General features: G+C 65.0%; 24 protein-coding genes. 14 read left to right on the forward strand and 10 right to left on the reverse strand.

What is annotated here, in order from left to right:
• Positions 1-737, forward strand: a 737-nt coding sequence (locus tag ACQR03_RS27200) for a flagellin (protein WP_316187257.1), incomplete at its 5' end; no start/stop codon positions are given.
• A gap of 174 nt (positions 738-911) precedes the next feature.
• Here ACQR03_RS27200 and flbT read toward each other — a convergent pair.
• Complete coding sequence (flbT, locus tag ACQR03_RS27205) at positions 912-1,337, reverse strand: flagellar biosynthesis repressor FlbT (RefSeq protein WP_315715996.1); 426 nt, start codon at positions 1,335-1,337, stop codon at positions 912-914.
• A 388-nt stretch (positions 1,338-1,725) separates the two neighbouring features.
• Between flbT and ACQR03_RS27210 the strand changes: the two genes are divergently transcribed.
• The 4 genes from ACQR03_RS27210 (at position 1,726) to ACQR03_RS27225 (ending at position 6,124) form a co-directional block, all read left to right on the forward strand.
• Positions 1,726-3,273, forward strand: coding sequence for a flagellin (locus ACQR03_RS27210; RefSeq protein WP_315715997.1), 1,548 nt, complete (start codon positions 1,726-1,728; stop codon positions 3,271-3,273).
• Between the two features lie 227 nt (positions 3,274-3,500).
• Positions 3,501-5,072, forward strand: coding sequence for a flagellin (locus ACQR03_RS27215; RefSeq protein WP_315715998.1), 1,572 nt, complete (start codon positions 3,501-3,503; stop codon positions 5,070-5,072).
• Positions 5,073-5,443: 371 nt separating this feature from the next.
• Positions 5,444-5,809 (forward strand): flagellar biosynthesis regulator FlaF, encoded by a 366-nt coding sequence (gene flaF, locus ACQR03_RS27220; RefSeq protein ID WP_315715999.1) that lies wholly within the window; start codon positions 5,444-5,446, stop codon positions 5,807-5,809.
• Positions 5,810-5,965: 156 nt separating this feature from the next.
• Positions 5,966-6,124 (forward strand): hypothetical protein, encoded by a 159-nt coding sequence (locus ACQR03_RS27225; RefSeq protein ID WP_315753144.1) that lies wholly within the window; start codon positions 5,966-5,968, stop codon positions 6,122-6,124.
• Positions 6,125-6,214: 90 nt separating this feature from the next.
• On the opposite strand, the gene ACQR03_RS27230 is transcribed toward ACQR03_RS27225, so the two are convergent.
• From ACQR03_RS27230 to ACQR03_RS27245, 4 genes are all read right to left on the reverse strand, one after another.
• Positions 6,215-6,601 (reverse strand): hypothetical protein, encoded by a 387-nt coding sequence (locus tag ACQR03_RS27230; RefSeq protein WP_315716001.1) that lies wholly within the window; start codon positions 6,599-6,601, stop codon positions 6,215-6,217.
• A gap of 216 nt (positions 6,602-6,817) precedes the next feature.
• A complete protein-coding gene (locus ACQR03_RS27235; RefSeq protein ID WP_315716002.1) occupies positions 6,818-7,303 on the reverse strand; it encodes a hypothetical protein in 486 nt (161 codons plus the stop codon).
• Between the two features lie 56 nt (positions 7,304-7,359).
• Complete coding sequence (gene flgJ / locus ACQR03_RS27240; protein WP_315716003.1) at positions 7,360-7,746, reverse strand: flagellar assembly peptidoglycan hydrolase FlgJ; 387 nt, start codon at positions 7,744-7,746, stop codon at positions 7,360-7,362.
• The gene (locus tag ACQR03_RS27245; protein WP_315828149.1) at positions 7,746-8,870 is read right to left on the reverse strand and encodes a flagellar basal body P-ring protein FlgI; all 1,125 of its coding nucleotides are present in this window, start codon (positions 8,868-8,870) and stop codon (positions 7,746-7,748) included. The genes flgJ and ACQR03_RS27245 overlap by 1 nt, the downstream gene beginning before the upstream one ends.
• A 269-nt stretch (positions 8,871-9,139) precedes the next feature.
• Between ACQR03_RS27245 and ACQR03_RS27250 the strand changes: the two genes are divergently transcribed.
• The gene (locus tag ACQR03_RS27250; protein ID WP_315804304.1) at positions 9,140-9,553 is read left to right on the forward strand and encodes a flagellar assembly protein FliX; all 414 of its coding nucleotides are present in this window, start codon (positions 9,140-9,142) and stop codon (positions 9,551-9,553) included.
• 15 nt (positions 9,554-9,568) lie between these two features.
• Here ACQR03_RS27250 and ACQR03_RS27255 read toward each other — a convergent pair whose 3' ends face one another.
• The gene (locus ACQR03_RS27255; protein WP_315716006.1) at positions 9,569-9,943 is read right to left on the reverse strand and encodes a winged helix-turn-helix transcriptional regulator; all 375 of its coding nucleotides are present in this window, start codon (positions 9,941-9,943) and stop codon (positions 9,569-9,571) included.
• A gap of 144 nt (positions 9,944-10,087) precedes the next feature.
• Here ACQR03_RS27255 and ACQR03_RS27260 point away from each other — a divergent pair, with 144 nt between their 5' ends.
• From ACQR03_RS27260 to ACQR03_RS27275, 4 genes are all read left to right on the forward strand, one after another.
• Entirely contained in the window at positions 10,088-10,699 is a 612-nt protein-coding gene (locus tag ACQR03_RS27260; protein WP_315716007.1) for an NAD(P)-dependent oxidoreductase, read from the forward strand.
• Positions 10,700-10,927: 228 nt separating this feature from the next.
• Entirely contained in the window at positions 10,928-11,293 is a 366-nt protein-coding gene (gene dksA, locus ACQR03_RS27265; RefSeq protein WP_170323279.1) for an RNA polymerase-binding protein DksA, read from the forward strand.
• A 233-nt stretch (positions 11,294-11,526) separates the two neighbouring features.
• Positions 11,527-13,623 (forward strand): sensor histidine kinase, encoded by a 2,097-nt coding sequence (locus tag ACQR03_RS27270; RefSeq protein ID WP_434844009.1) that lies wholly within the window; start codon positions 11,527-11,529, stop codon positions 13,621-13,623.
• A 325-nt stretch (positions 13,624-13,948) separates the two neighbouring features.
• Complete coding sequence (locus ACQR03_RS27275) at positions 13,949-14,740, forward strand: 2-keto-4-pentenoate hydratase (protein ID WP_316167109.1); 792 nt, start codon at positions 13,949-13,951, stop codon at positions 14,738-14,740.
• A 357-nt stretch (positions 14,741-15,097) separates the two neighbouring features.
• Here the strand turns inward: ACQR03_RS27275 and flgH are convergent, their stop codons facing one another.
• The 4 genes from flgH to flgF are packed head-to-tail and all read right to left on the reverse strand — an operon-like array spanning position 15,098 to position 18,545.
• Complete coding sequence (gene flgH / locus ACQR03_RS27280; protein ID WP_315716010.1) at positions 15,098-15,877, reverse strand: flagellar basal body L-ring protein FlgH; 780 nt, start codon at positions 15,875-15,877, stop codon at positions 15,098-15,100.
• Positions 15,878-15,882: 5 nt separating this feature from the next.
• Positions 15,883-16,947, reverse strand: a complete 1,065-nt coding sequence (gene flgA, locus ACQR03_RS27285) for a flagellar basal body P-ring formation chaperone FlgA (RefSeq protein ID WP_315716011.1) — start codon at positions 16,945-16,947, stop codon at positions 15,883-15,885.
• A 22-nt stretch (positions 16,948-16,969) separates the two neighbouring features.
• Positions 16,970-17,758 (reverse strand): flagellar basal-body rod protein FlgG, encoded by a 789-nt coding sequence (gene flgG, locus ACQR03_RS27290; protein WP_315716012.1) that lies wholly within the window; start codon positions 17,756-17,758, stop codon positions 16,970-16,972.
• 22 nt (positions 17,759-17,780) lie between these two features.
• The gene (gene flgF / locus ACQR03_RS27295) at positions 17,781-18,545 is read right to left on the reverse strand and encodes a flagellar basal-body rod protein FlgF (protein ID WP_315828144.1); all 765 of its coding nucleotides are present in this window, start codon (positions 18,543-18,545) and stop codon (positions 17,781-17,783) included.
• Positions 18,546-18,922: 377 nt separating this feature from the next.
• Here flgF and fliL point away from each other — a divergent pair, with 377 nt between their 5' ends.
• From fliL to ACQR03_RS27315, 4 genes are read left to right on the forward strand one after another with little or no spacing between them, the layout of a single operon-like run.
• Positions 18,923-19,417 carry a flagellar basal body-associated protein FliL gene (gene fliL, locus ACQR03_RS27300; protein ID WP_315716014.1) on the forward strand — a complete coding sequence of 165 codons (495 nt, stop codon included), beginning with the start codon at positions 18,923-18,925 and terminating at the stop codon, positions 19,415-19,417.
• Positions 19,418-19,437: 20 nt separating this feature from the next.
• Entirely contained in the window at positions 19,438-20,640 is a 1,203-nt protein-coding gene (gene fliM / locus ACQR03_RS27305) for a flagellar motor switch protein FliM (RefSeq protein ID WP_315716015.1), read from the forward strand.
• Positions 20,637-21,122 (forward strand): DUF6468 domain-containing protein, encoded by a 486-nt coding sequence (locus ACQR03_RS27310; RefSeq protein ID WP_315753139.1) that lies wholly within the window; start codon positions 20,637-20,639, stop codon positions 21,120-21,122. Before fliM ends, ACQR03_RS27310 begins: the two co-directional genes overlap by 4 nt.
• Positions 21,119-21,889 carry a flagellar protein FlbB gene (locus ACQR03_RS27315; RefSeq protein WP_315716017.1) on the forward strand — a complete coding sequence of 257 codons (771 nt, stop codon included), beginning with the start codon at positions 21,119-21,121 and terminating at the stop codon, positions 21,887-21,889. The genes ACQR03_RS27310 and ACQR03_RS27315 overlap by 4 nt, the downstream gene beginning before the upstream one ends.
• Positions 21,890-21,992: the final 103 nt, after the last annotated feature.

Consider the following 21,992-nt stretch of genomic DNA (forward strand, 5'->3'; position numbering starts at 1 on the left):
CGTTCGGTCTAGGGACAGGACAGGTCAAGTCGCTGAACGATCTCAACGCGAAGCTCGCAGCCAACAACCTGCAGGCCTCGATCGATTCGTCGACCGGCAAGATCACCCTCAGCACGACCAACGACGCGGCGTCCGCCACGATCGGCGCGATCGGCGGTACGTCGGCTGCATCCAGCCAGGCCTTCAACGGTCTGACGGCGGCGGCTCCGGTGGCGGATGTGACCGCGCAGACGCAGCGCGCGAGCCTGGTCTCGCAGTACAACAACGTGCTGGCGCAGATCAATACGACCGCGAGCGATGCGTCGTTCAACGGTGTCAACCTGCTGAACGGCGATACGCTGAAGCTGACCTTCAACGAAAACGGCAAGTCGACGCTGTCGATCACCGGCGTGACCTTCAACTCCGCGGGGCTCGGGCTGACGACCCTGACCTCGGGCACCGACTTCCTCGACAACAACTCGGCGAACAAGGTCATCGGCGTGCTCACCACCGCCAGCTCCACGCTGCGCAACGAGGCCTCGACGCTGGGTTCGAACCTGTCGGTGGTGCAGGTTCGTCAGGACTTCAACAAGAACCTGATCAACGTGCTGCAGACCGGCTCGTCGAACCTGACGCTGGCCGACACCAACGAGGAAGCGGCCAACAGCCAGGCGCTGTCGACCCGCCAGTCGATCGCGGTGTCCGCGCTGTCGCTCGCCAACCAGTCGCAGGCGAGCGTGCTGCAGCTGCTGCGCTGATCCGCAAGCATCGCATCTCGACGACCAGGGCGGCGGGGGAAACCCCGCCGCCTTTTTATCGGAGGAAAGGTCCGACATTGCTGCGGCGTAGCTTGGCGAGCGCGCAAAAATAGGAAAGCCCGGCCTCGCGACTGGCGAGCCGGGCCCTTCGATGTCGGGTGAGGAGGCGAAAGCTCAGGCAGCCGAGCTCACCGGCTTGTCCTGCTGTTCGGCTTCAGCCTGCTCGATCAGCTTCTTCTCGTAGGCGACGAGCTTCTTGGCTTCCTTCAGCGCCTGGTAGAGATCGCCGTTGAGGATATGACCGTTGATCGCCTCGATGATCGGCCAGGCGCTCGGCACCGTGGTGATGATGTCGCGCAGCAGGTTGAAATAGGTGCCGTGATCCGCGTCTGCCCCCGGCGAGATGTACATCAGCTGGACCGCAAGATAGACGAGCTTGGCCGGCGTGTCGGCCGTCTCCGGCGTCAGGATGTCCTTCTCGCGCAGGATCGGAATGTTCTCGCCGTCGATCAGGAGGCGCGCGCGCTGATCGGTGTTGGTGATCACGCAGGAGCCGATGATGATGCGCTCATGCGGCTTCAGTTCGACTTTCAGGGCCATTCTCATTCTCCGTTGCCGCAATCGGCGTGGCGCCGAACCTGCTGCGTCGAGGCCGATGACGGGTCCAGCTGCCAGTCTAGATCGCGCGGGGAGTCTGCGCGCTCGATCGGTCGGTGCGCAGCAATCCTTTCCGATCATGGTTAACGGACGGTAAACGGCCGCGCCCACCTGGCGAATATGCGGTGTTTTCAAGGTGATCCGCGGCGAATCGCCGATGCGCGGCCGTGCCGATGCCACGCATCGGGGACCGCGAGCGGTCGTGACTTCACTGTTTGTTAGCCGCTCGCATTTACCTTAACGCCCGTCGCCCGGTGGTGCAGTCACCGACGGGCTTCGCCTTGATCCTGAATGGATCGGGCCGTTTGTTTCACACCAGAAGGGTATGAAAATGTCAGGTATTGTTCTCTCGGCGTCGGTGCGTCAGAATCTGCTCTCGCTTCAGTCGACGGCTCAGCTCCTCGCCACCACCCAGAACAATCTCTCCACGGGCAAGAAGGTCAACTCGGCGCTCGACAATCCGACCAACTTCTTCACCGCCCAGGGTCTCGACAACCGCGCTTCCGACATCTCCAATCTGCTCGACGGTATCGGCAACGGCGTGCAGGTGCTGCAGGCCGCCAACACCGGCATCACCTCGTTGCAGAAGCTCGTCGACAGCGCCAAGTCGATCGCCAACCAGGTGCTGCAGAGCTCCGTGGGCTACTCGACCAAGTCCAGCGTGACCTCGGCGGCTCTGACCGGGGCGACCGCCACCGACCTGCTCGGCTCCAGCTCGACAGCTGTGACCGGCTCGGTCGTGAACAACGACAATACCTCGAGCGCGGTGGCGATCACCGGCTCGACCAAGCTGTCGGGCACGGCGGGCACCGCGTCGAACAACCTCGCCTCCGGCATCACCTCCGGTGAGACGCTGGTCGTCAACGGCACCACCTTCACCTTCATCACCGGCACGTCCTCGACGGGCACCAACATCGGCATCGGCGACAGCGTCAGCAACCTGCTGTCGGCGATCCAGACCCAGACCGGCGTCACCGCGTCGATCACGGCGGGTGCGATCACCTTGACGCCGCCGGCGGCGGGATTGACGCTCTCGGGCAGCACCGGCACCTTGGGCAAGCTCGGGCTGACTGCTGTCGGCGACGGCTTGTCAGGTCAGACCTTGACGATCGGCGCCACAGGAGGTGGCACGGCGACGAGTGTCACGTTCGGTCTAGGGACAGGGCAGGTCAAGTCGCTGAACGATCTCAACACCAAGCTCGCGGCGAACAACCTGCAAGCCTCGATCGATACCACCGGCAAGATCTCGATCACCACGACCAACGACGCGGCTTCGGCCACGATCGGCGCGATCGGCGGTACGTCGGCTGCATCCAGCCAGGCCTTCAACGGTCTGACGGCGGCGGCTCCGGTGGCGGATGCGACCGCGCAGACGCAGCGCGCGAGCCTGGTCTCGCAGTACAACAACGTGCTGGCGCAGATCAACACGACCGCGGCCGACGCCTCGTTCAACGGTGTCAACCTGCTGAACGGCGATACGCTGAAGCTGACCTTCAACGAGAACGGCAAGTCGACGCTCTCGATCACCGGTGTGACCTTCAACACTGGCGGTCTTGGCCTGTCGAACCTCACCTCGGGCACCGACTTCCTCGACAACAACTCGGCGAACAAGGTGATCACCCTGTTGAACTCGGCGAGCTCGACGCTGCGGTCGGAAGCCTCCACGCTGGGTTCGAACCTGTCGGTGGTGCAGATCCGTCAGGACTTCAACAAGAACCTGATCAACGTGCTGCAGACCGGCTCGTCGAACCTGACGCTGGCCGACACCAACGAGGAAGCGGCCAACAGCCAGGCGCTGTCGACCCGCCAGTCGATCGCGGTGTCCGCGCTGTCGCTCGCCAACCAGTCGCAGGCGAGCGTGCTGCAGCTGCTGCGCTGATCCACAAGCATCGCATCTCGACGACCAGGGCGGCGGGGGAAACCCCGCCGCTTTTTTTCGCCTGGTTTGGCCGTCCGGCCCGTATCAATACTGGTCTGGAACCGGACGCGAGTGGAGCCAAGGATCGCAACCAGTCGTTAAGCAAGAAATTTAAAGTGCCATTAACCATGTTTTAAAAGTGGGTGGACTAGAACCCCCTGGTGAATAACTAGGAAGGTTTCACACACATGTCCGGTATCGTTCTCTCGGCTTCGGTTCGCCAAAACCTGCTGGCGCTGCAAAACACCGCATCGCTGCTGGCCACGACTCAAAACAACCTGGCCACCGGCAACAAGGTCAACACGGCGCTCGATAACCCCACCGAATTCTTCACCTCGCAATCGCTCAACAACCGCGCGAGCGACATTGCGAATCTGCTCGACAGCATCGGCAACGGTGTCCAGGTTCTCCAGGCTGCGAATACCGGTCTCACCTCACTTCAGAAGCTTGTCGACAGCGCCAAATCGATCGCAAGCCAAGTGCTTCAGGCGCCGACGGGATACACCACCAAGTCGAGCGTGACCTCCGCGGTCATCTCAGGGGCGACGGCGAACAACCTGCTCGGCAGCTCCTCAAACAATTTCGTGACCGGCAGCACGGTCAACAACGACAACCTCAGCTCGGCCGTTGCGATCACCGGATCCACCAGGCTGTCGGGTACGGCGAGCTCGACCTCGAACGACCTGGCGAGCAGCGTCACCACCGGCGATACGCTCGTGGTCAACGGTGTCGTGTTCACCTTCGTGGCCGGCTCGGTCTCGGCCGGTACCAATATCGGCGTCGGCGACACCGTCAGCAACCTCCTGGCTGCCATCGATTCGGTAACCGGAGCCACCGCAACGCCGTCCACGGTGGCAGCGGGCAAGATCCAGCTGGCGACAGGCACGGCGCAGGATCTGACAGTATCGGGCACGGCCCTGGCCAAGCTCGGATTGACCGCCGGCACGACCACACGAAATCCGCCAGCCTTGACAGGACAGACGCTGACAATTGCCTCGACAGGGGGCGGCGTCGCAACGAACATAACGTTCGGCACAGGTGCTTCGCAGATCTCGACGCTGGCACAGCTCAATACGGCGCTCGCGGCCAACAACCTGCAGGCCAGCCTGAGCACGACGGGCCAGCTTACGATCCTCACCACCAACGAAGCGGCATCGTCGACGATCGGCGCGGTCGCCGGCTCTTCGACCGCGGCCAGCATGGCCTTCAACGGCGTGACGGCCTCGACCCCGGTGGCCGACACCAACTCTCAGACGACGCGTGCCGGCCTGATCGCGCAGTACAACAACGTCCTGGCGCAGATCAACACCACGGCGCAAGACGCCTCGTTCAACGGCATCAACCTGCTCAACGGCGACACGCTCAAGTTGGTGTTCAACGAGACCGGACGGTCCACGCTGAACATCACCGGCGTGACCTTCAACAGCACCGGTCTCGGCCTGTCGGCGCTGGTGGTCGGAAGCGACTTCCTCGACAGCAACTCGGCCAACAAGGTGCTCACGACCTTGAACAGTGCATCGACCGCGATCCGCTCTGAAGCGTCGTCGCTCGGTTCGAACCTCTCGATCGTGCAGATCCGTCAGGACTTCAACAAGAACCTGATCAACGTGCTGCAGACCGGCTCGTCGAACTTGACCTTGGCCGACACCAACGAGGAGGCGGCCAACAGCCAGGCGCTGTCGACGCGCCAGTCGATCGCGGTCTCCGCGCTCGCGCTGGCCAATCAGTCGCAGGCGAGCGTGCTGCAGCTGCTGCGCTGACGCGCGAACGTACCGGAATAATATCTCATCGAAGCGGCGGGCCATGCCCGCCGCTTCTGCGTTAGGCTATGCCGAGCGTGCCGGCACTGGTCTCCGTTCGATGTCGGGGCAGTGAGTCAGCTCTGTGAGAACGCCGTTGTTCGTGTAGTTCGCGCCGCTCGGGCGGGATGAACAACGTACGAGCTTCGTCCGGACATTTTGAATCACCGCGTTCGCAAGAAATTAAGAGGTGCACCAAACAAAGCGATTTCCGGTGCTCCGTGACGCTACGAAACAAATTCCGCTAACGGCCGCTAACCATATTTTAAAGGCACACAAAGTACAAAACCTGAGCAGTTTGGTCGTGTCCCTGCGTCAGTCCGGAGTAGTTGATGTCATATGCCGCTCAAGCCTATGCCCGCACGTCGCAGACGACGGCATCACCACGGGAGATCGAAGCTCAGGCTCTTTTGAAAGCGGCACGGCAGCTGCAGGAAGTCCAGGCCAATTGGAACGGCCCTGATCGCAACATGTACAAGGCTCTGCTCTTCAATCGTCGCTTGTGGACGATCTTCATGAGCGCGATGGAGGCGGACGACAATCCGAATCCGCTCGACATCCGCCAGAACATCGCAAATATCGGCGTGTTCGTGATGAAGCAGACGATCGAGATGCAGATGGACCCGGATCCGGCGAAGCTCAAGTCGCTGATCGACATCAACTGCCACATCGCCGCGGGGTTGTCCGGGCGGAGCTGACCGTCGGGGGCAGGGCGGGAGGCGCGTCGTCGTGACCGATATCGCCAGCATCCTGTCTGCGTCCTACAAGTCGAACCTGCGCAGTACGGCGCGAAGCAACAGCAGATACGTGGCCGTCTATCCGACGCTCTATATCGGGCGGCTGGAGCGGAAGACATGCCAACGGGAAGTCGTTCCCGGTCTCATGCGTTCAGGATCGGCGATACGAAGTTCACGCCGACCGGCAACGGCAAGGCCCAGATCAAGAACGTGGTTGCCGACGCCGCCTCGGGCCGGACCTATCTCGACACCGCCTACGCGATACGGAGCCGTTGATCCGCCAAAGCTGCGCGGCTCGATACGGCAATGCCGCCCGGTGGGGCGGCGTGCGGGCGGCGGAATGAAGCGGCCCGGTTCCGCGGGGGCTCAGGCAGTGCGATCGGTCGCCACGACGCGCGGCACGTCCGCCCTCTGCATATCCTTCTGCAGGTCGAGCGTGTTGAAGTAGGCCCGGCGGCGCAGCACGGCCTCATCTGGATATTGGGTCACGACCTGGTCGGTCTTGCGGTTGACCACCTGGAACACCAGAGCGGCAGCGGCGCGATCGTAATAGGCTTGGCGTGATACGGACAGATCGTTTGCGATGTTGACCGGGATGTCGTTGCGCACGGGGACGCCGGGCTCGGCCGCGGTCACGGTCTGGCTGGGAGGAAGGTCCGTCGGAACAGCGCTCACCACCGCCTGGCTCGACGGCGGAATTATCGGAACGGACGCAGGCGTCCCTACCGGTCTTACGCTGAAATCGGAACTCATGGCAGCCTCCTCATGGCCATCGAGTCAATTCCCAACCCATCCCGCTTGCAACTATGCCGATGACCAATCAACGTTATGTTAGGAAATAGGATGAACACCGCGTTGTGATTCGCGCCGGCCTTTTAAGCTTATCCGAGCGTTAAACGGCGGCGGCCGCGCGGCCCTCGAGGCGGCGCGGCGCGGCGCTGCGATGCAGATGGGGGCTGGCGGTGAGGCTCAGAGCGTTCGGCTGACGGCGAGCGGGGTGAGGTGCCGTGCGCCCGGGGCGGCGCGGCGGCCGCCGGCGGTATAGGTGCTGGGGATGTTCTTGCGCTGAACCTCGGCATTGACGCCGCGCACGATCTTTTCCGAGATCGCGTGCGCCGTCGCCAGCACGGTCAGGTTCACCTGCAGCATGGCGCGAAAGGTGTCGTGGTGGCGATGCAGGGTGGCGAGCAGCTCCGGCGCGGTCTGCTTCATGAAATTCTGGCTCGCCTTGAGGCGGCCCACGGTCGTGACGTAGTGGCGGGACAGCTCGGTCTTCTTGGGGCCGAACGCCATGCCTTCGCGCAGCTTGCCGGCGCGGACCAGTTCGGTCTCCTGCTCGATGACCGCGATCAGCTCGCTCATGACGCTCACCATCTCGTCGGCGAGCGCGCGTGCCTCTGCGGCGCTGGTGGCGGCCGTGTAGGTCGTCTTCTTCGCTTGTCCCTGTGCGGTCATTTCATAACTCCCTTCGGCGTGAGCGTTTGCCGCCCACGCGCTCGTCACGCGAACATCTACGCTTTGCCGTTGGCGCCGGAGCTGCTGCCGGCCTGTTGCAGGATGAGAGTGCGGAAGACGTCGTTTGAGATGCCGACGCCGCCGGCCTTGGCGAAGTTCTTGGAATATTGCTCCGTCAGCATCGAGCGCCAGACGCCGGTGCCCGGCGTGTCGCCGAACGGACCTTCGCCCTTCACGCCGCTGGTCATCTGCGAGAACATGCTGTTGAGGAACATGGCTTCGAAGTCGGTTGCCGTCGCCTTGGCCCTGGCCTGTGCCTTGGGCGAGACCTTGGTCAGAGCCGCCGCGAGATCGAGATCGGTGCGCGGCGCGGTGACGGCCGCGGCCGTCGGCATGCTGAGAGCGACGCGGCCATGATAGGAGTCGATGAAGGACGTCGCCATCACATCACCTCGATGTCGGCTTCGATCGCGCCGGCCGCCTTGATGGCCTGCAGGATGCTGATCAGGTCGCGGGGGCCGATGCCGAGGCCGTTGAGGCCGTCGACCAGTTGCTGCAATGACACGCCGTCCCTGACGACCGCGAACTTCTTGCCTTCCTCGGTGACGCCGACGCTGGTGCGCGGCGTGACCACGGTGCGGCCGCGCGACAGCGGATTGGGCTGGCTGACCTGCGGACTTTCGGAGATCGTGACGGTGAGGTTGCCCTGGGCCACGGCGACGGTCGCCACACGCACGTCGCGACCCATCACGATGATGCCGGAGCGCTCGTCGATGACGATCTTGGCGGCGAGATCCGGGTCGACCTGCAGCTGCTCGATCTCGGTCAGCAGGGCGACGACGTTGCCCTTGAACTCCGGCGGGATGCTCAGCTGCACCGTCGACGGATCGATCGGCTCGGCAGTCTTGACGCCGAGGAAATCATTGACCGCGGCCGCGATGCGCTTGGCGGTGGTGAAGTCGGCGTTGCGCAGCGCAAGCCGCACGTTCGGCAGCCGGTTCAGCGCGAACTCGATCTCGCGCTCGATGATGGCGCCGTTGGCGATGCGGCCGACCGTCGGCACGCCGCGCACGATCTTGGCGGCCTCGCCCTCGGCCTGGAAACCGGAGATCGCGAGCGAGCCCTGCGCCACCGCATAGACGTTGCCGTCGGCGCCGAGCAGCGGGGTGACGAGCAGGGTGCCGCCCTGCAGGTTCTTGGCGTCGCCGAGCGCGGAGACCGTCACGTCCATGCGCGTGCCTTGCGTGGCGAATGGCGGCAGGTTTCCGGTGACCATGACAGCGGCGACGTTGCCGGTGCGGATGGTGGCGCCGCGGATGTTGACGCCCATGCGCTCGAGCATCGCCTGCAGCGACTGCTTGGTGAACGGAATGTTGTTCAGCGTATCGCCGGTGCCGTTGAGGCCGACCACGAGGCCGTAGCCGATCAGCTGGTTCTGGCGCACGCCCTCGATATTGGCGAGATCCTTGATCCGCGAGGTCGCATTCGCAGACATGACGGTAGATGCCAGCGCCAGCACCGCGGCGCAGGCGACCTGAAACAGGCGCGTAGTTCGGACGCGTCGCATCCTATGCTCCCCTCGAACTCTTCAAGTGATCACTCGGCCACTCCCATGACCGCATGATCGGCATTAACTATGCGAGGGCCGTGCCACAGCGATGCTCCGGGCTAACTCATTGAAAGAGTGTGAAATCGACTCGAAGCTTTGTCGCGGTCCAGGGTTACTCCGGGGGAACGAAGCTGCCGCCCCGGCAGAATTTGCCGGGCCGTTTACGCACCGTTAACCACGGCGGAGCCAATCTCCCGCTCGACACGCGAAGCTTGCGGGAGCCATCGATGCGCATCTACGGACCGAACGGCACGACCCTGGGCTCGTCGACCAGCTCCACGCGGAAGACCTCGTCCAGCGGCTTCAAGCTGCCTGACGTCGGCACCACGCAGGACACGCGCGCGACCCTCGCGCCGAAGCAGACGGCGAACATCGATGCGCTGCTGGCGCTGCAGGGCATCGAGGAGGAGCCGGCGGAGCGCCGCAAGCGCTCGGTCCAGCGCGGCAAGCGCGCGCTCGACGTGCTCGATGATCTCAAGCTGACGCTGCTGTCCGGCAAGCTCGACACTGCGATGGCGCTGCGGCTTCGCGATGCCGCGGCCGACCTGAAGCAGACCTCGGGCGACCCGGGACTGGATGCGATCCTCTCCGAGATCGAGCTGCGCGTCGAGGTCGAGCTCGCCAAGGCCGGGCGGGGCTGAGACGCATCGCGCGTTTCAAGCCGCCTTCGACGGCTGCTGCGCGTCGTAGCGGCGCTGCGCGGCGGTGACCTCCTTGAGATGACGCTCGGCCCAGTCGCGCAGCGGATCGACCGCGGCGGCGAGCGTCAGCCCGAGCGGCGTGATCGAATATTCGACGGTGACCGGGACGGTCGCGATCGCGCGCCGCCGCACCAGGCCGTCGCGCTCCAGGCTCTTCAGCACCTGGGACAGCATCTTCTGCGAAATCCCTTCGATCGACCGCCGCAACTGATTGAAGCGCAAGGGTTCGTTGCGCAGCAGGATCAGGATCAGCACGGCCCATTTGTCGCCGACGCGATCCAGGATCTGTCGCGTTGGGCAGTCGGCCGAATAGACGTTCGCGGCTCTCATCGGTTACTCCGGCGTGACCAGGTGATCTTAAAGTGCGCTCTTAACACCAGCATTCGTTCCGCTATCTAGTCACTATCGGATACCGAGGCGGCTTCGTCCAGACCTCGGATCCGACCTCGTGATCTCGAACATAGGAGTTTCCCCATGAAGATCGCCGTCGCCGGCGCCTCCGGCCGTGCCGGGTCCCGCATCACCGCCGAGCTGGCCAGCCGCGGCCACCAGGTCACCGGCATTGCCCGCAACCCGGACAAGATCGAGAAGCACGCCAACGTCACGGCGGTGCGGGGGGACGCCAACGACCGCGCCGCGCTGGCGAAACTCTGGGCCGGCCATGACGTCGCGATCAGCGCGATCCATTTCTCGGCCAGCGATGTCGAGACCCTGATCGGGGCGGCCAAGGACTCCGGCGTATCGCGTTACCTCGTGGTCGGCGGCGCCGGCTCGCTCGAGGTCGCGCCGGGTGTGCGGCTGGTGACGACGCCCGGCTTTCCGGCCGCCTACAAGGCCGAAGCGGAGAAGGGCGCCGCGTTCCTCGACCGCCTGCGCCAGGAGAAGGAGCTCGATTGGACCTTCCTGTCGCCCTCTGCGATGATCGATTTCGGCCCCCGGACGGGCAAGTTCCGGCTCGGAACGGATCAGCTGCTGGTCGATGCCGACGGCAAGAGCTTCGTCACCTTCGAGGACTTCGCGGTCGCGATGGCCGACGAAATCGAGCGTCCAGCCCACCGGCGGGCCCGTTTCACGGTCGGTTACTGACGCCGTCCACGGCGTCCCGCCGGCTGGGGCCGAATTTGCCTGTGCAACGGCCCGAACGGCGGGGCGCCCGTGCCGATGGAAATATTGTCTGTCACATGAGGCCGCTATATAACGCGGCCGCGAACGGGCGTATTCCGTCCGCCGGTGCCGAAACCGGCGCCAGCACGTACAGATGGGCTGACCTTGGAAAAGTTGAAGAACTACAAACCTTCCGAAAAAGAGCCTTTCATGAACGAACGCCAGCGCGACTATTTCCGCGCCAAGCTGCTGGCATGGAAGGAGGAGATCCTGCGCGAATCGAAGCTCACCCTGCAGGCTCTGCAGGAGGAGAACGTGAACCATCCGGACCTCGCCGACCGCGCGTCGTCGGAGACCGATCGGGCGATCGAGCTTCGCGCCCGTGACCGCCAGCGCAAGCTGATCTCCAAGATCGACGCGGCGCTCCAGCGCATCGAGGACAACACCTACGGTTATTGCGAGGAGACCGGCGAGCCGATTTCGCTGAAGCGGCTCGAGGCCCGTCCCATTGCGACGCTGTCGGTGGAGGCGCAGGAACGCCACGAGAAGCGTGAAAAGGTCTATCGCGACGAGTAGGTCGCGACATTGACCTGAACGAGCGGGGATTGCGGCCGCTTGCCGGGTGCGGCCGCAGCGTCTGTTGCTGAGACGGCGCCGGTGTGCGCGAGGTCGAGTGTCTCGTCACCTGAGCGGTCTGCGGGCCGGCAATGCCGGCACGACCGCGCGCGCTGTTGGTTTTCCAAGCGTCCGGAACTTTTTCGCGTCTGCTGAATTATCGGCGGTTCCATCTCGGAACGCCGCGGGGAATCATGGGCGAGCCGGACATAGCCAGGGGCGCGCTGGCAACGATGCAGCGTTCCTATGGCGCCTTGAGCATCAAGGGGCGCCTCCTTCTCCTGGCCGGCATTCTGTTCCTGCCCTGCGTCGGGCTGATCGCCTATGTCATCGTATCGATGGCGCAATCCGCCGACGCCTCGATCCGGCGCGGCCTGTCCTATGCCGCGCAGACGATCTCCGGTGCCGTCGACGCCGAATTGCGGCGTTACATCGCGCTCGCCGAGGTGCTGGGCAAGTCTCCGGATCTCAGTGCCGCCGATCTCAGCAACTTCGAGGCGGAGGCGCGCCGCGTCGGTGCGGTCAGCGGCGAAGGCTGGATCATCGTGTCGGACGCGAGCGGCCGCATCCTGCTCAACACCGGGGCGACGCCGGGTAAGCCGCTCGGCGAGCGCGCGCCCGAAGGCTGGGGCTCGCAGGAGCGCGCTTTTCAGTCCGGAAGGCCGTCGATCTCCGACATCTTCACCGGTCCCAATTCCGGCGCGTGGGTGGCGACCGTCGATGTCCCCGTCTTCAGGGACGGCAAGCCGTTCCGCTGCCTTTCGATTGCCATGCCAGCCGCGAACTACACCCGGCTGCTGGCCCAGCAGCAGCTGCCGGCCGACTGGCTGGTCGGCATCATGGACGGCCAGGGCCGCTACATTTCGCGCATCCCGAAGAACGCGACCTCGACCGGGCAGCCGGCGTCGGCCGGATGGCGGGCGACTGCCAAGGCTGAGGGGATCGCGGAGTTTCCGTCGATCGAGGGCGATCGGATCATCAACGCCAATGCGCGTCCCCAACTGAGCGACTGGACTGTCGGGGTCGGCATCAAGCAGGCGGCTTTCGCCCAGGCGATCTCCTCGACGGTCCAGACCGCAACCATCGTGGCGACGACGATCTGTGCCCTGGCGCTGCTGCTGGCGGCCGGCATCGGCCGAAGCATCGCCCGGCCGCTCGAAAGCATCGCCGTCAAGCGCGCCATCCCCGGCGAGGCCGCGCCCTCCGATCCCCCGGAGGTCCGGGCGCTCAACGCCCGACTAGCTGCGGCCGAAAAGGCGCAGGCGGAGAGTGCACGCGTCATCCAGGAGAATTTCGGGATGCTCGCCCAAGCCAGGGACGATGCGTCGCGCACGGCCGGGCAGCTCAAACTCGCCGCGAAATACGGACGGCTTGGCACCTTTACCTGGGACGGCAGATCCGGCGCCAGCCACTGGTCCGATGAGATCGAAGAGCTCTATGGACTTGCGCCGGGCACGTTCCCCGGGACCTATGACGCCTGGCTGGCGCTGGTGCATCCCGAGGACCAGGCGCGTGCCGACCGGGACAACAAGCAGGCGCTGACAACCGGGGAGCTCGATTCGGAATGGCGGGTGCCGCTGCCCGACGGCTCGATCCGCTGGATCGAGGCGCGCGCCCGCATGTTGGGCGGCGAGGGCGGCGGCGATCCGTACATGATCGGCGTCAACATCGACGTCACGGCCGCGAAGGAAGCCGACCGCAAGCGCGAGCTGCTCGTGCATGAGCTGGCACATCGCGTCAAGAACAGCCTTGCCGTGGTGCAATCGCTGGCGCATCAGCTGCTGCCGCGGCACGACGCCAAGGTCCGCGATTTCACGTCGCGCCTGCATGCGCTGGCGACGGCGCACACGAGCCTTGCCGAGAACGACTGGCAGGGCGCCGATCTCGCCGCCCTCATCAGGAGTCAGGTCGTGCCGTTCGCCAGCACACCGGATCAACTCGCCACCAGCGGCCCCGCCATCCTGGTTCCGGTCGAGCTGACGACGCAGCTGGCTCTCGTCATCCACGAGATGGCCTGCAACGCCAGCAAATATGGCGCGCTCACCACGCCCGACGGCCACGTCGATGTCAGCTGGTCGTTGGCGCAGGACGCGCTGCATGTTCGCTGGCAGGAAAGCGGCGGCCCGCCGGCAACGGAGCCGCCAGTGGTCGGCTTCGGCAGCCGGCTGCTGACCCGCACGGTCAGGCATCTGCAGCGGACGTTTGCCGAGAGCGGGCTGACCTGCCAGTTCGAGTTGCCCTGGCTCAAGACGCCTGGCGAGAGTTCGGTGGCCGCAACGGAGGCGAGCTGAGCGCCGGCGCGCGAAACGCTGCGCGGCTGGTCCCGACATGGCCTCGCCCGAAGTCCAAGCGAGGCGGGCGTCGACAAGGCGCGGCGTCTGCGCGGCTGGAGTTCGCGCTCCAACGAGGACGCGATCGTCGCCACTGCGGAAAGTCTGCTCGAACTCGGCATCGTGAAACGTGAAATCGGTTGAACGAGCCGCTTGCGCTGCGGCCGCGCCGTCTCAAATTGTTGATGAAGCTGAGATGGGAGCCCAAAACTCGTTTATAAACAATCCGTTCACCATAGATCCTGCGATGCCGGTTCGGACCGCGGGCCAAGGGAGTTGAAGGGCCATGGGAGCAGACGAGATACTTTCCGCTGCGCGACTGATCGTAGATGCCCGCAAGCAACGGGCGCCCTTGGGGGCTCTGCCGCCTCAGCTTCAGCCGAAGGATGAAGCTGCCGGCTATGAGATCCAGCGCGAAGTCCATTGGCTGCTCGCCGAACAGGCCGGTGACTTCGCCGGCTACAAGATCGGCTGCACCAGCAAGGTGATGCAGGACTATCTTGGCATTCCGCATCCCTGTTCCGGCGGAGTGTTCGCGTCCGGTATTCACCAGACAGGTGTCGAACTGCGCACGGCCGACTTCGTCCGCGTGGGCGTCGAATGCGAGATCGCCGTGCGGCTCAAGCACGACCTGCTGCCGTTGGACGCGCCGTTCACCATGGATCGTGTCGTCGAGGCGATCGGCGACTGTCACGCGGCGATCGAGATCGTCGACGACCGTTATGTGCAATGGCAGACGCTGGGCGCGCCGACGCTCGTCGCCGACGATTTCTTTGCTGCCGGCTGTGTCCTCGGCCCTGCGCTCCCACGCGCTGCCGTAGCGGACTTGGCCGCGGTGCAGGGCCGTGCCATCGTCAACGGCACCTTGGTCGGCGAGGGCACTGGCGCGGATGTGCTGGGACATCCTGTCCATGCGCTGGCCTGGCTTGCCAATCATCTCGCCGCCAGTGGTGACGGGCTCGAGGCCGGGCAGTTCGTCCTGACCGGCAGCCTGGTCAAGACGATCTGGCTCAAGGCCGGCGACCGGGTAAGGATGGAGCTGGACGGCCTCGGTGTGGTCGAGGCGACGTTCGGGTGAGCCGAGGTAGGGCCGGAACGTCTTGAGCTGGGGTCCGTCAGCTCGGGTGTGACAGCCAAAACGAACGCGGCCTCCGGCAGGGGAGCTACCGGAGGCCGCGTATACATCACCCGCCGCGCCTAGGTTCGCATTGGGCAATGTGGGAGCTCGTTTTCAGAGAAGGGCGGCGGCTGCGGGGGTCATGCGCCGTGACCCATATCGCGCTCGGCCATCCCTTGTCCGACCCTCTCGCGCGGGGAGGGATTTCGGTCGTGTGTCCTGGTCCTCGTTTCGATTTGCGCCTTGCGAGGTCATCGCATGGGCGGCTTCCTGAGCGACCGGGCGGGCTCCGCCCGGTCATTGATGCTGAGGTTTGCCTCAGAACGGCAGCAGGATATCCATCACCTGCTGGCCGTAGCGCGGCTGCTGGACGTCGGAGATCTGGCCGCGGCCGCCGTAGGAGATGCGGGCCTGGGCGATCTTGGTGGAGTCGATGGTGTTGTCGCTCTGGATGTCCTCGGGCCGCACGATGCCGGCCACGATCAGCTCGCGGATCTCGTAGTTGACCCGGATCTCCTGCTTGCCTTCGACGACGAGGTTGCCGTTCGGCAGCACCTGCGTCACGACCGCGGCGACGCTGGTGGTCAAGGACTCCGACCGCTGGATCGTGCCCTTGCCGTCCGAGGACGAGGTGCCGTCGGCAGTCAGGATGCGGCCGGGCAGCACCTTCTGCGCCTGCACGCCGAGCGTCTTCGCGCCGATGAAGTCGGTGATGCCCGAATCCTCCTTGTTGGTGCGGCTGCGCTGGGTCTCGTTGGCGAAATTGGCCTTGTCGGAGATGCTGACCGTGACGGTCAGGAGGTCGCCGACCTGACGGGCGCGCTGGTCCTTGAAGAAGGCGCGCGAGCCGTTGCGCCACAGCGAGTTCGGCGCGTAGGACACGGTTTCAGGCTTCGGCATCGGCATCTGCACCGGCTTGTAGCCCGGCTGCGTGGTCGGATTGTCGATCTCCGTCAGCTTCGGCCGCTCGCCAATCTGGCTGAGACGGTCGATCGAGGAGCATCCGCCGGCGATCGACAGCACCGCGAAGGAAACCGAGATCAGCGCGACCCGGCGCAGGCTCGAGACGCCCCGATCATCAAACTTGAACTTCGACATGAAACTTACTCGGCTTTCGGGGTGGCGGAGGTGGGAAGGCGGCTGGCGACGGCGACGGGTGCGGCGATGTCGGCTTCGGAGGTCTGCGCCGGCTTGGCGACGGCGATGTCGACGGAGACCTGCCCGCGACCCGAAACGCGACCGGTCACGGTGCGCTTGGACTGCAGATTGAGCACGCTGACGACGTCGCCTTCGGTGCCCGACTCCAGCGCCTTGCCGCGCGTGGTGAGATAGATGCCGGCGGTCTGGAAGATCAGCGTGACCGCCTGGTCGCGCTGCACGAGGTCGGGCTTGGCGAGGTCGGTGGTCTTCAGCGCCTGGCCCGCGCGCGCCGGGCGGCGCATCTGCATGCCCACCGCGAGCTCGCGCGTGGCGGGGTCGCCGCCGCCGAGCTCGGCGCGCGGCCGCCGCTCGGTCTGCAGGTCGCCTGAGCGGATCATCTCGTTGCGGTCGATGTTGCGGGTCAGCACCACGGCCTCGACGGTTTCGATCGCCGTGCCGGTGTAGCGCAGCTTGGTCGGGCTCGCGCCATTGGCATGGCCGAGCTCCAAGGTGATGTCGAAGCGGCCGCTGCGCGGGTCGAACCGGACGCTGGTCGGCGCCAGCGTGCCCGACGTCGAGGCCTCGAATTTGAGGTCCTGCACCGGCTGGTCGAAGCTGATGCTGAGGTTGGCGGCATCGCCAAGTCCGTTGCGGTGATCGAGCGCCTGGGCCACCGTCGTGCTGATCTCCTTGGCGTCGACGGCGCGCGCCAGCCGCGTGACCGCGACCTCCTTGATGTCGCGGACCTCGACGCCGATCACCTGGTGGGTGCGCAGGGTCGCGATCACCTGCGCGGCCGGCAGCACGCCGGTCGTGCCGAGGTCGGGCGCGCGGTAGACGGCGATGTTGGCCGCGACGCCCGCATTGTCGATCAGGTCGCCGACGCGAACGATGTCGCCGGTGACGTTCACGGTGGAGCGCAGCACGGGCGCCTTGATCTGGTCGTCGGCCTCGCCGGCCAGCGCCGATAGCGCAGTCGAGGCGAGCAGGGCGGCCGCAAGCAGGAAGGGACGGACGGTACGGGTCATGACGGTGATCTCCCTTCGAACCTCAGCGGAACAGCGCAGTGGTCGACTGCAGCATCTGGTCCGCGGCCGAGATGACCTTGGCGTTCATCTCGTAGGCGCGCTGCGCGGCGATCAGCTCGCTCATCTCGCTGACGACGTCGACATTGGCCTGCTCCAGGCTGCCCTGGGTGATGCTGCCGAGACCGTCCTGGTTGGCGACGCCGTCCTGCGGCGGCCCGGAGGAGGGGGTGTCGGTGAACTGGTTGTTGCCGACCGGCTGCAGGCCGGCCTTGTTGATGAAGCGGGTGACCTGGAGCTGGCCGATGATGTTCGAGGTGGTCGAGCCCGGCAGCGTCACCGAGACCTGGCCCTGCGCGTTGACGGTGATGCCCGAGGCGTTCTGCGGGATCGTGATGGTCGGCTGCACCGGGTTGCCCTGGGCGGTAACGATGCGGCCCTGATTGTCCATCTGGAAGGTGCCGTCGCGGGTGTACTGGAAGGTGCCGTCGGGCATCAGCACCTTGAAGAAGCCCTCGCCAGAGATCGCGAGGTCGAGATCGTTGCCGGTCTGCGACAGCGTGCCCTGCGTCATCGAGCGCGGCGTGCCGACGGTCTTGACGCCGCCGCCGATGTCGATGCCGACGGGCAGGATCGTGCCCTGGTCCGACGACTGCGCGCCGACGCGGCGCATGTGCTCGTAGATCAGGTCCTGGAACGCCACCGTCTGCTTCTTGAAGCCGGTGGTGCGCAGGTTGGCGATGTTGTTGGAGATCACCTGAACGTTGAGTTCCTGTGCCGCCATTCCGGTCGCAGCGGTGTGAAGCGCCTGCATGTCACGTCTCCTTCAAGATCTGTCAGGCCGGAACGTCGGCGAGTTTCTCGATCGCGTTCTTGCGCAGGTCGCTCTGGACCTGGAGCATGTTGGCGACCTGGGTGTAGGCGCGCATCACTTCGACCATCTTGCTCATCTCGCCGACCGCGCTGACGTTCGACTTCTCGATGTAGCCCTGCTGCACGGTCGACTTGGTGTCCTGCTGCGGGGTGGCGCCGCCGGCGGCGGCGTAGAGGTTGTTGCCCTGCTTCTGCGCGGCCTGCGGATCGGCGAAGTTCACGATGCGCAGCTTGCCGCGGATCGAGTCGGTGCGGTTGACGCCCTCGACCACCGTCACGGTGCCGTCGGGCGAGATGTTGATGTCGTGGTCGGTCGGCTGAAACACGATCGGACCGCCGGTGCCGAGCACCAGGTCACCGGCGGCGGTGACGAGCTGGCCGAGATTGTTCATGTGCAGATTGCCGTCGCGGGTGTAGCGCTCGCCGGCCGCGGTCTGCACCGTCAGGAAGCCGTCGCCCGTGACGGCGACGTCGAGCGCGTTGCCGGTGCGCTGCATCGAGCCCTGCGAGAAGTCGCGATAGGTGCCGCGGTCCTGGACATAGGACACCCTGCGGGCGGCGCCCGGAAAATTGTCTTCATGCGCGCCGGAGGAGAGATACTCCTCGAACAGCTGCTGATCGGCCTTGAAGCCGTTGGTGTTGACGTTGGCGACGTTGTTGGCAACGACGTCGAGTTGCCGCTCCAGCACCATCTGTCGCGACAATCCGATGAGAAGCGCGTTCTCCACCGGTCGATCTCCCCTCTTAACGAATCCCGTTCGCGGCACCTCTCCCAAGGCGGTCTCGACCGGGTCTTCAACGAACCGTTCAGCTCTCCCAAGCCGGCGGGTTCGCAAGGGGTACAGCGAAAGCCGTGCCACTATGAAAATCGTATTCTTATCAATGAATTAGAGTTTCGATGGCGTCCGAAACGCCCGGCAATAACGTCTCGCTAACCATAATTGCCCGGCAAGATTTTCCCACCGCCTCGGCAAAAGAAAGCTTCCGTTAACCATTGTTACCGTAGCGTTCACTCAACAAAGCGCAGATGCGCTGGGAGCGTTGGTTTCGCGTCATTAAGCTTTCTGGCGGCATCGGCTCGATTTTCCGGAAGGATCCGAAAGCTATGGCCGAGAACGACGCCGGAGCAGGCGAAGGCGAGGAGCAAGCAGGCTCGCCGAAGAGCAAGCTCAAGCTGATCATCATGGTCGTCGGCGCGCTGGCGCTGCTCGGCGTCGGTGGTGCGGCCTATTTCTTCTTCTTCAGCCACAAGAACGACGAGCATCACGCCGAGGCGGCGCCGCCGCCGAAGCCGCCGGCCTTCGTCGAGGTGCCGGACCTTCTCGTCAACCTGGTCGGCAATCCCGGTGACCGCGTCCAATATCTGAAAGTGAAGATCGTGCTCGAGGTGAAGGAGGAGAAGCAGGTCGAGTCGATCAAGCCGACGCTGCCGCGCGTCACCGACATCTTCCAGACGTACTTGCGCGAGCTCCGGCCGAGCGACCTCAACGGCTCGGCGGGCCTGTTCCGGCTCAAGGAGGAGCTCACCAAGCGGGTCAACGTCGCGCTGGCGCCCAACCAGGTCAACGCGGTGTTGTTCAAGGAAATCGTGGTCCAGTAAGGCAAAGAAGCTCAACGATCATGGCGGGCAACGATCAAGTCGACCAGGATGCGATAGCCGCGCAATGGGAAGCCTCGCTCGACTCGGAGGATCCCACAGAGGCCGCGGAAGCCGCAGCAGCCAATGAACTCACCGAATCGATGGCCCTGCAATGGGCCGCGATGGTCGAGGACGGCAGCCGCGATTTCGGCGCCACCAAGAACGGCGGCGAGCGGGTGCTGTCGCAGGAGGAGATCGACAATCTCCTCGGCTTCACCGCCGGCGAGGTCAGTCTCGACGACCATTCCGGCATTCGCGCGATCATCGATTCGGCGATGGTCTCCTACGAGCGTCTGCCGATGCTCGAAATCGTCTTCGACCGCCTGGTGCGGCTGATGACGACGTCCTTGCGCAACTTCACCTCCGACAACGTCGAGGTCTCGCTCGATCGCATCACCTCGGTGCGCTTCGGCGACTACATGAACTCGATCCCGCTGCCCGCCGTGCTCAGCGTGTTCAAGGCGGAGGAGTGGGAGAATTTCGGGCTCGCCACCGTCGACTCGACCCTGATCTATTCGATCATCGACGTGCTGCTCGGCGGCCGCCGCGGCAACACCCAGCTCCGCGTCGAGGGTCGCCCCTACACGACGATCGAGACCAACCTGGTCAAGCGCCTGATCGAGGTGGTGCTGAGCGATGCCGAGCAGGCGTTCCGGCCGCTGTCGCCGGTGCGCTTCACCATCGACCGGCTCGAGACCAATCCGCGTTTCGCCGCGATCAGCCGGCCCGCCAACGCCGCGATCCTGGTGAAGCTGCGGATCGACATGGAAGACCGCGGCGGCAACATCGAGTTGCTGCTGCCCTACGCGACGATCGAGCCGATCCGGCCCGTGCTGTTGCAGATGTTCATGGGTGAGAAGTTCGGCCGCGATCCCGTCTGGGAAGGCCACTTCGCCACCGAGATCGCCAAGGCCGAGATCGCCGTCGACGCCGTGCTCTACGAGGCCGACGTGCCGCTGAAGCAGCTCATGAAGCTGAAGGTCGGCGACACCCTGCCGCTCGACATCCGTCCCGATGCGCTGGTCGCGGTCCGCTGCGGCAGCACCATGCTGACGGAAGGACGGATGGGCCGGGTCGGCGACCGCGTCGCGATCCGTGTCACCAAGAATTTGCGCAAGCCGAATACGACGCTTGCGATGTTCGAAGGCGCAGAAGGCCAGAACAAGTTGATGGAGGCCCAATGAACCACTCCCTCGGATTGATCATCGAAAGCCTGGTGGCGGTCTTATTGGTGCTGACCATCGGCTATTGCATGCTGCTGAATTCCAGGCTCAAGCGGCTGAAGGCGGACGAGCATTCGCTCAAGGCCGTGATCGCGGAGCTGATCACCGCGACCGAGATCGCCGAGCGGGCGATCGGCGGCCTCAAGCTCGCGGTGCGCGACGTCAACGACAATCTCGGCAATCAGCTCGCCGCCGCGACGCAGATGTCCGACCAGTTGCGCAAGCAGCTCGCCGAGAGCGACGGCGTGGTGCGCCGGCTGTCGCGCATCGCCAGCGCCGCGCGACCCATCACCTCGCCTGAAGCCGCGCCGGAGCCGGCCCCTGCGCCTGCGCCGGTGCCGGCGATCACGACCGAGCCGGTGCGCGTCTCCAGTGCCAAGGCGGTTGCCGCCGCGGCCCAGGCATTCTCCGAACGTCGAAGGACTGGTGGCCTTGCCGCATGAATGCGTTTCGTAACATCCGCGTCATTCCCGTCGTCCTGATCGCGGTGGCCTGCCTTGCGGTCCTGAAGGTGGCCGGCCTCGTGATCGATGGCGGCTACGTTTTCGACTATGACCCTCACCCGACCAAGCGGTCCTGGGCCCAGGAGAACCTGGGCTATCCCGGCCGCGAGGACAACGACATCGTCACCGGCTCCACGCACGGCGCGCCGAAGGAGAAGAAGGAGGAGGCGCCCAAGCCCGCCGCTCCCGACACCAAGCCCGAGGGCGTGGTGATCAAGCCCGAGGAGAACCAGCAGCAGGTGTCGCCGGCGGAGAAGGCGATCCTCGAGCGGCTGCAGTCGCGTCGCCAGGAGCTCGACGCGCGCGCGCGCGAGATCGACATCCGCGAGAGCCTGTTGCGCGCCGCCGAGCAGCGCATCCAGTCCAAGACCGAGGAGATGAAGGCGATCGAGGGCCGCATTTCCGGCGCGCAGGCCGCCAAGACCGAGGCCGACAACGCCCGCTTCAAGAGCATCGTCACGATGTACGAGGGCATGAAGCCGAAGGATGCCGCCAAGGTGTTCGACCGGCTCGAGATGTCGGTGCTGATCGAGATCGCCTCGCAGATCGCCCCGCGCAAGATGTCGGACATTCTCGGTCTGATGACGCCGGAGGCCGCCGAGCGGCTCACCGTCGAGCTCGCGCGCCGGGCCGGCGCCGACAGGCCCGAGACCAGCGCCGAGCTGCCGAAGATCGAGGGCAAGATCGTGCCTGTGAAGAGCAATTGAGCCGCATGTTTAATGCGCCCTTAAACGCCGGCACCTAGATTTCCGGCGTGGCGGGGCAGGCGTATCCGTCAAGTTGCGGATGTCGAACCGGAAGCTTGTGACC

Origin of the sequence: Bradyrhizobium sp. HKCCYLS3070, assembly GCF_051167575.1 — a bacterium.
Lineage (GTDB): Bacteria > Pseudomonadota > Alphaproteobacteria > Rhizobiales > Xanthobacteraceae > Bradyrhizobium.

Bases quoted from the DNA above. Each gene is read 5' to 3' on its own strand.
- flbT (WP_315715996.1), bottom strand. From the start codon at position 1,337: ATGGCCCTGAAAGTCGAACTGAAGCCGCATGAGCGCATCATCATCGGC.
- ACQR03_RS27210 (WP_315715997.1), top strand. From the start codon at position 1,726: ATGTCAGGTATTGTTCTCTCGGCGTCGGTGCGTCAGAATCTGCTCTCG.
- ACQR03_RS27215 (WP_315715998.1), top strand. From the start codon at position 3,501: ATGTCCGGTATCGTTCTCTCGGCTTCGGTTCGCCAAAACCTGCTGGCG.
- flaF (WP_315715999.1), top strand. From the start codon at position 5,444: ATGTCATATGCCGCTCAAGCCTATGCCCGCACGTCGCAGACGACGGCA.
- ACQR03_RS27225 (WP_315753144.1), top strand. From the start codon at position 5,966: ATGCCAACGGGAAGTCGTTCCCGGTCTCATGCGTTCAGGATCGGCGAT.
- ACQR03_RS27230 (WP_315716001.1), bottom strand. From the start codon at position 6,601: ATGAGTTCCGATTTCAGCGTAAGACCGGTAGGGACGCCTGCGTCCGTT.
- ACQR03_RS27235 (WP_315716002.1), bottom strand. From the start codon at position 7,303: ATGACCGCACAGGGACAAGCGAAGAAGACGACCTACACGGCCGCCACC.
- flgJ (WP_315716003.1), bottom strand. From the start codon at position 7,746: ATGGCGACGTCCTTCATCGACTCCTATCATGGCCGCGTCGCTCTCAGC.
- ACQR03_RS27245 (WP_315828149.1), bottom strand. From the start codon at position 8,870: ATGCGACGCGTCCGAACTACGCGCCTGTTTCAGGTCGCCTGCGCCGCG.
- ACQR03_RS27250 (WP_315804304.1), top strand. From the start codon at position 9,140: ATGCGCATCTACGGACCGAACGGCACGACCCTGGGCTCGTCGACCAGC.
- ACQR03_RS27255 (WP_315716006.1), bottom strand. From the start codon at position 9,943: ATGAGAGCCGCGAACGTCTATTCGGCCGACTGCCCAACGCGACAGATC.
- ACQR03_RS27260 (WP_315716007.1), top strand. From the start codon at position 10,088: ATGAAGATCGCCGTCGCCGGCGCCTCCGGCCGTGCCGGGTCCCGCATC.
- dksA (WP_170323279.1), top strand. From the start codon at position 10,928: ATGAACGAACGCCAGCGCGACTATTTCCGCGCCAAGCTGCTGGCATGG.
- ACQR03_RS27270 (WP_434844009.1), top strand. From the start codon at position 11,527: ATGGGCGAGCCGGACATAGCCAGGGGCGCGCTGGCAACGATGCAGCGT.
- ACQR03_RS27275 (WP_316167109.1), top strand. From the start codon at position 13,949: ATGGGAGCAGACGAGATACTTTCCGCTGCGCGACTGATCGTAGATGCC.
- flgH (WP_315716010.1), bottom strand. From the start codon at position 15,877: ATGTCGAAGTTCAAGTTTGATGATCGGGGCGTCTCGAGCCTGCGCCGG.
- flgA (WP_315716011.1), bottom strand. From the start codon at position 16,947: ATGACCCGTACCGTCCGTCCCTTCCTGCTTGCGGCCGCCCTGCTCGCC.
- flgG (WP_315716012.1), bottom strand. From the start codon at position 17,758: ATGCAGGCGCTTCACACCGCTGCGACCGGAATGGCGGCACAGGAACTC.
- fliL (WP_315716014.1), top strand. From the start codon at position 18,923: ATGGCCGAGAACGACGCCGGAGCAGGCGAAGGCGAGGAGCAAGCAGGC.
- fliM (WP_315716015.1), top strand. From the start codon at position 19,438: ATGGCGGGCAACGATCAAGTCGACCAGGATGCGATAGCCGCGCAATGG.
- ACQR03_RS27310 (WP_315753139.1), top strand. From the start codon at position 20,637: ATGAACCACTCCCTCGGATTGATCATCGAAAGCCTGGTGGCGGTCTTA.
- ACQR03_RS27315 (WP_315716017.1), top strand. From the start codon at position 21,119: ATGAATGCGTTTCGTAACATCCGCGTCATTCCCGTCGTCCTGATCGCG.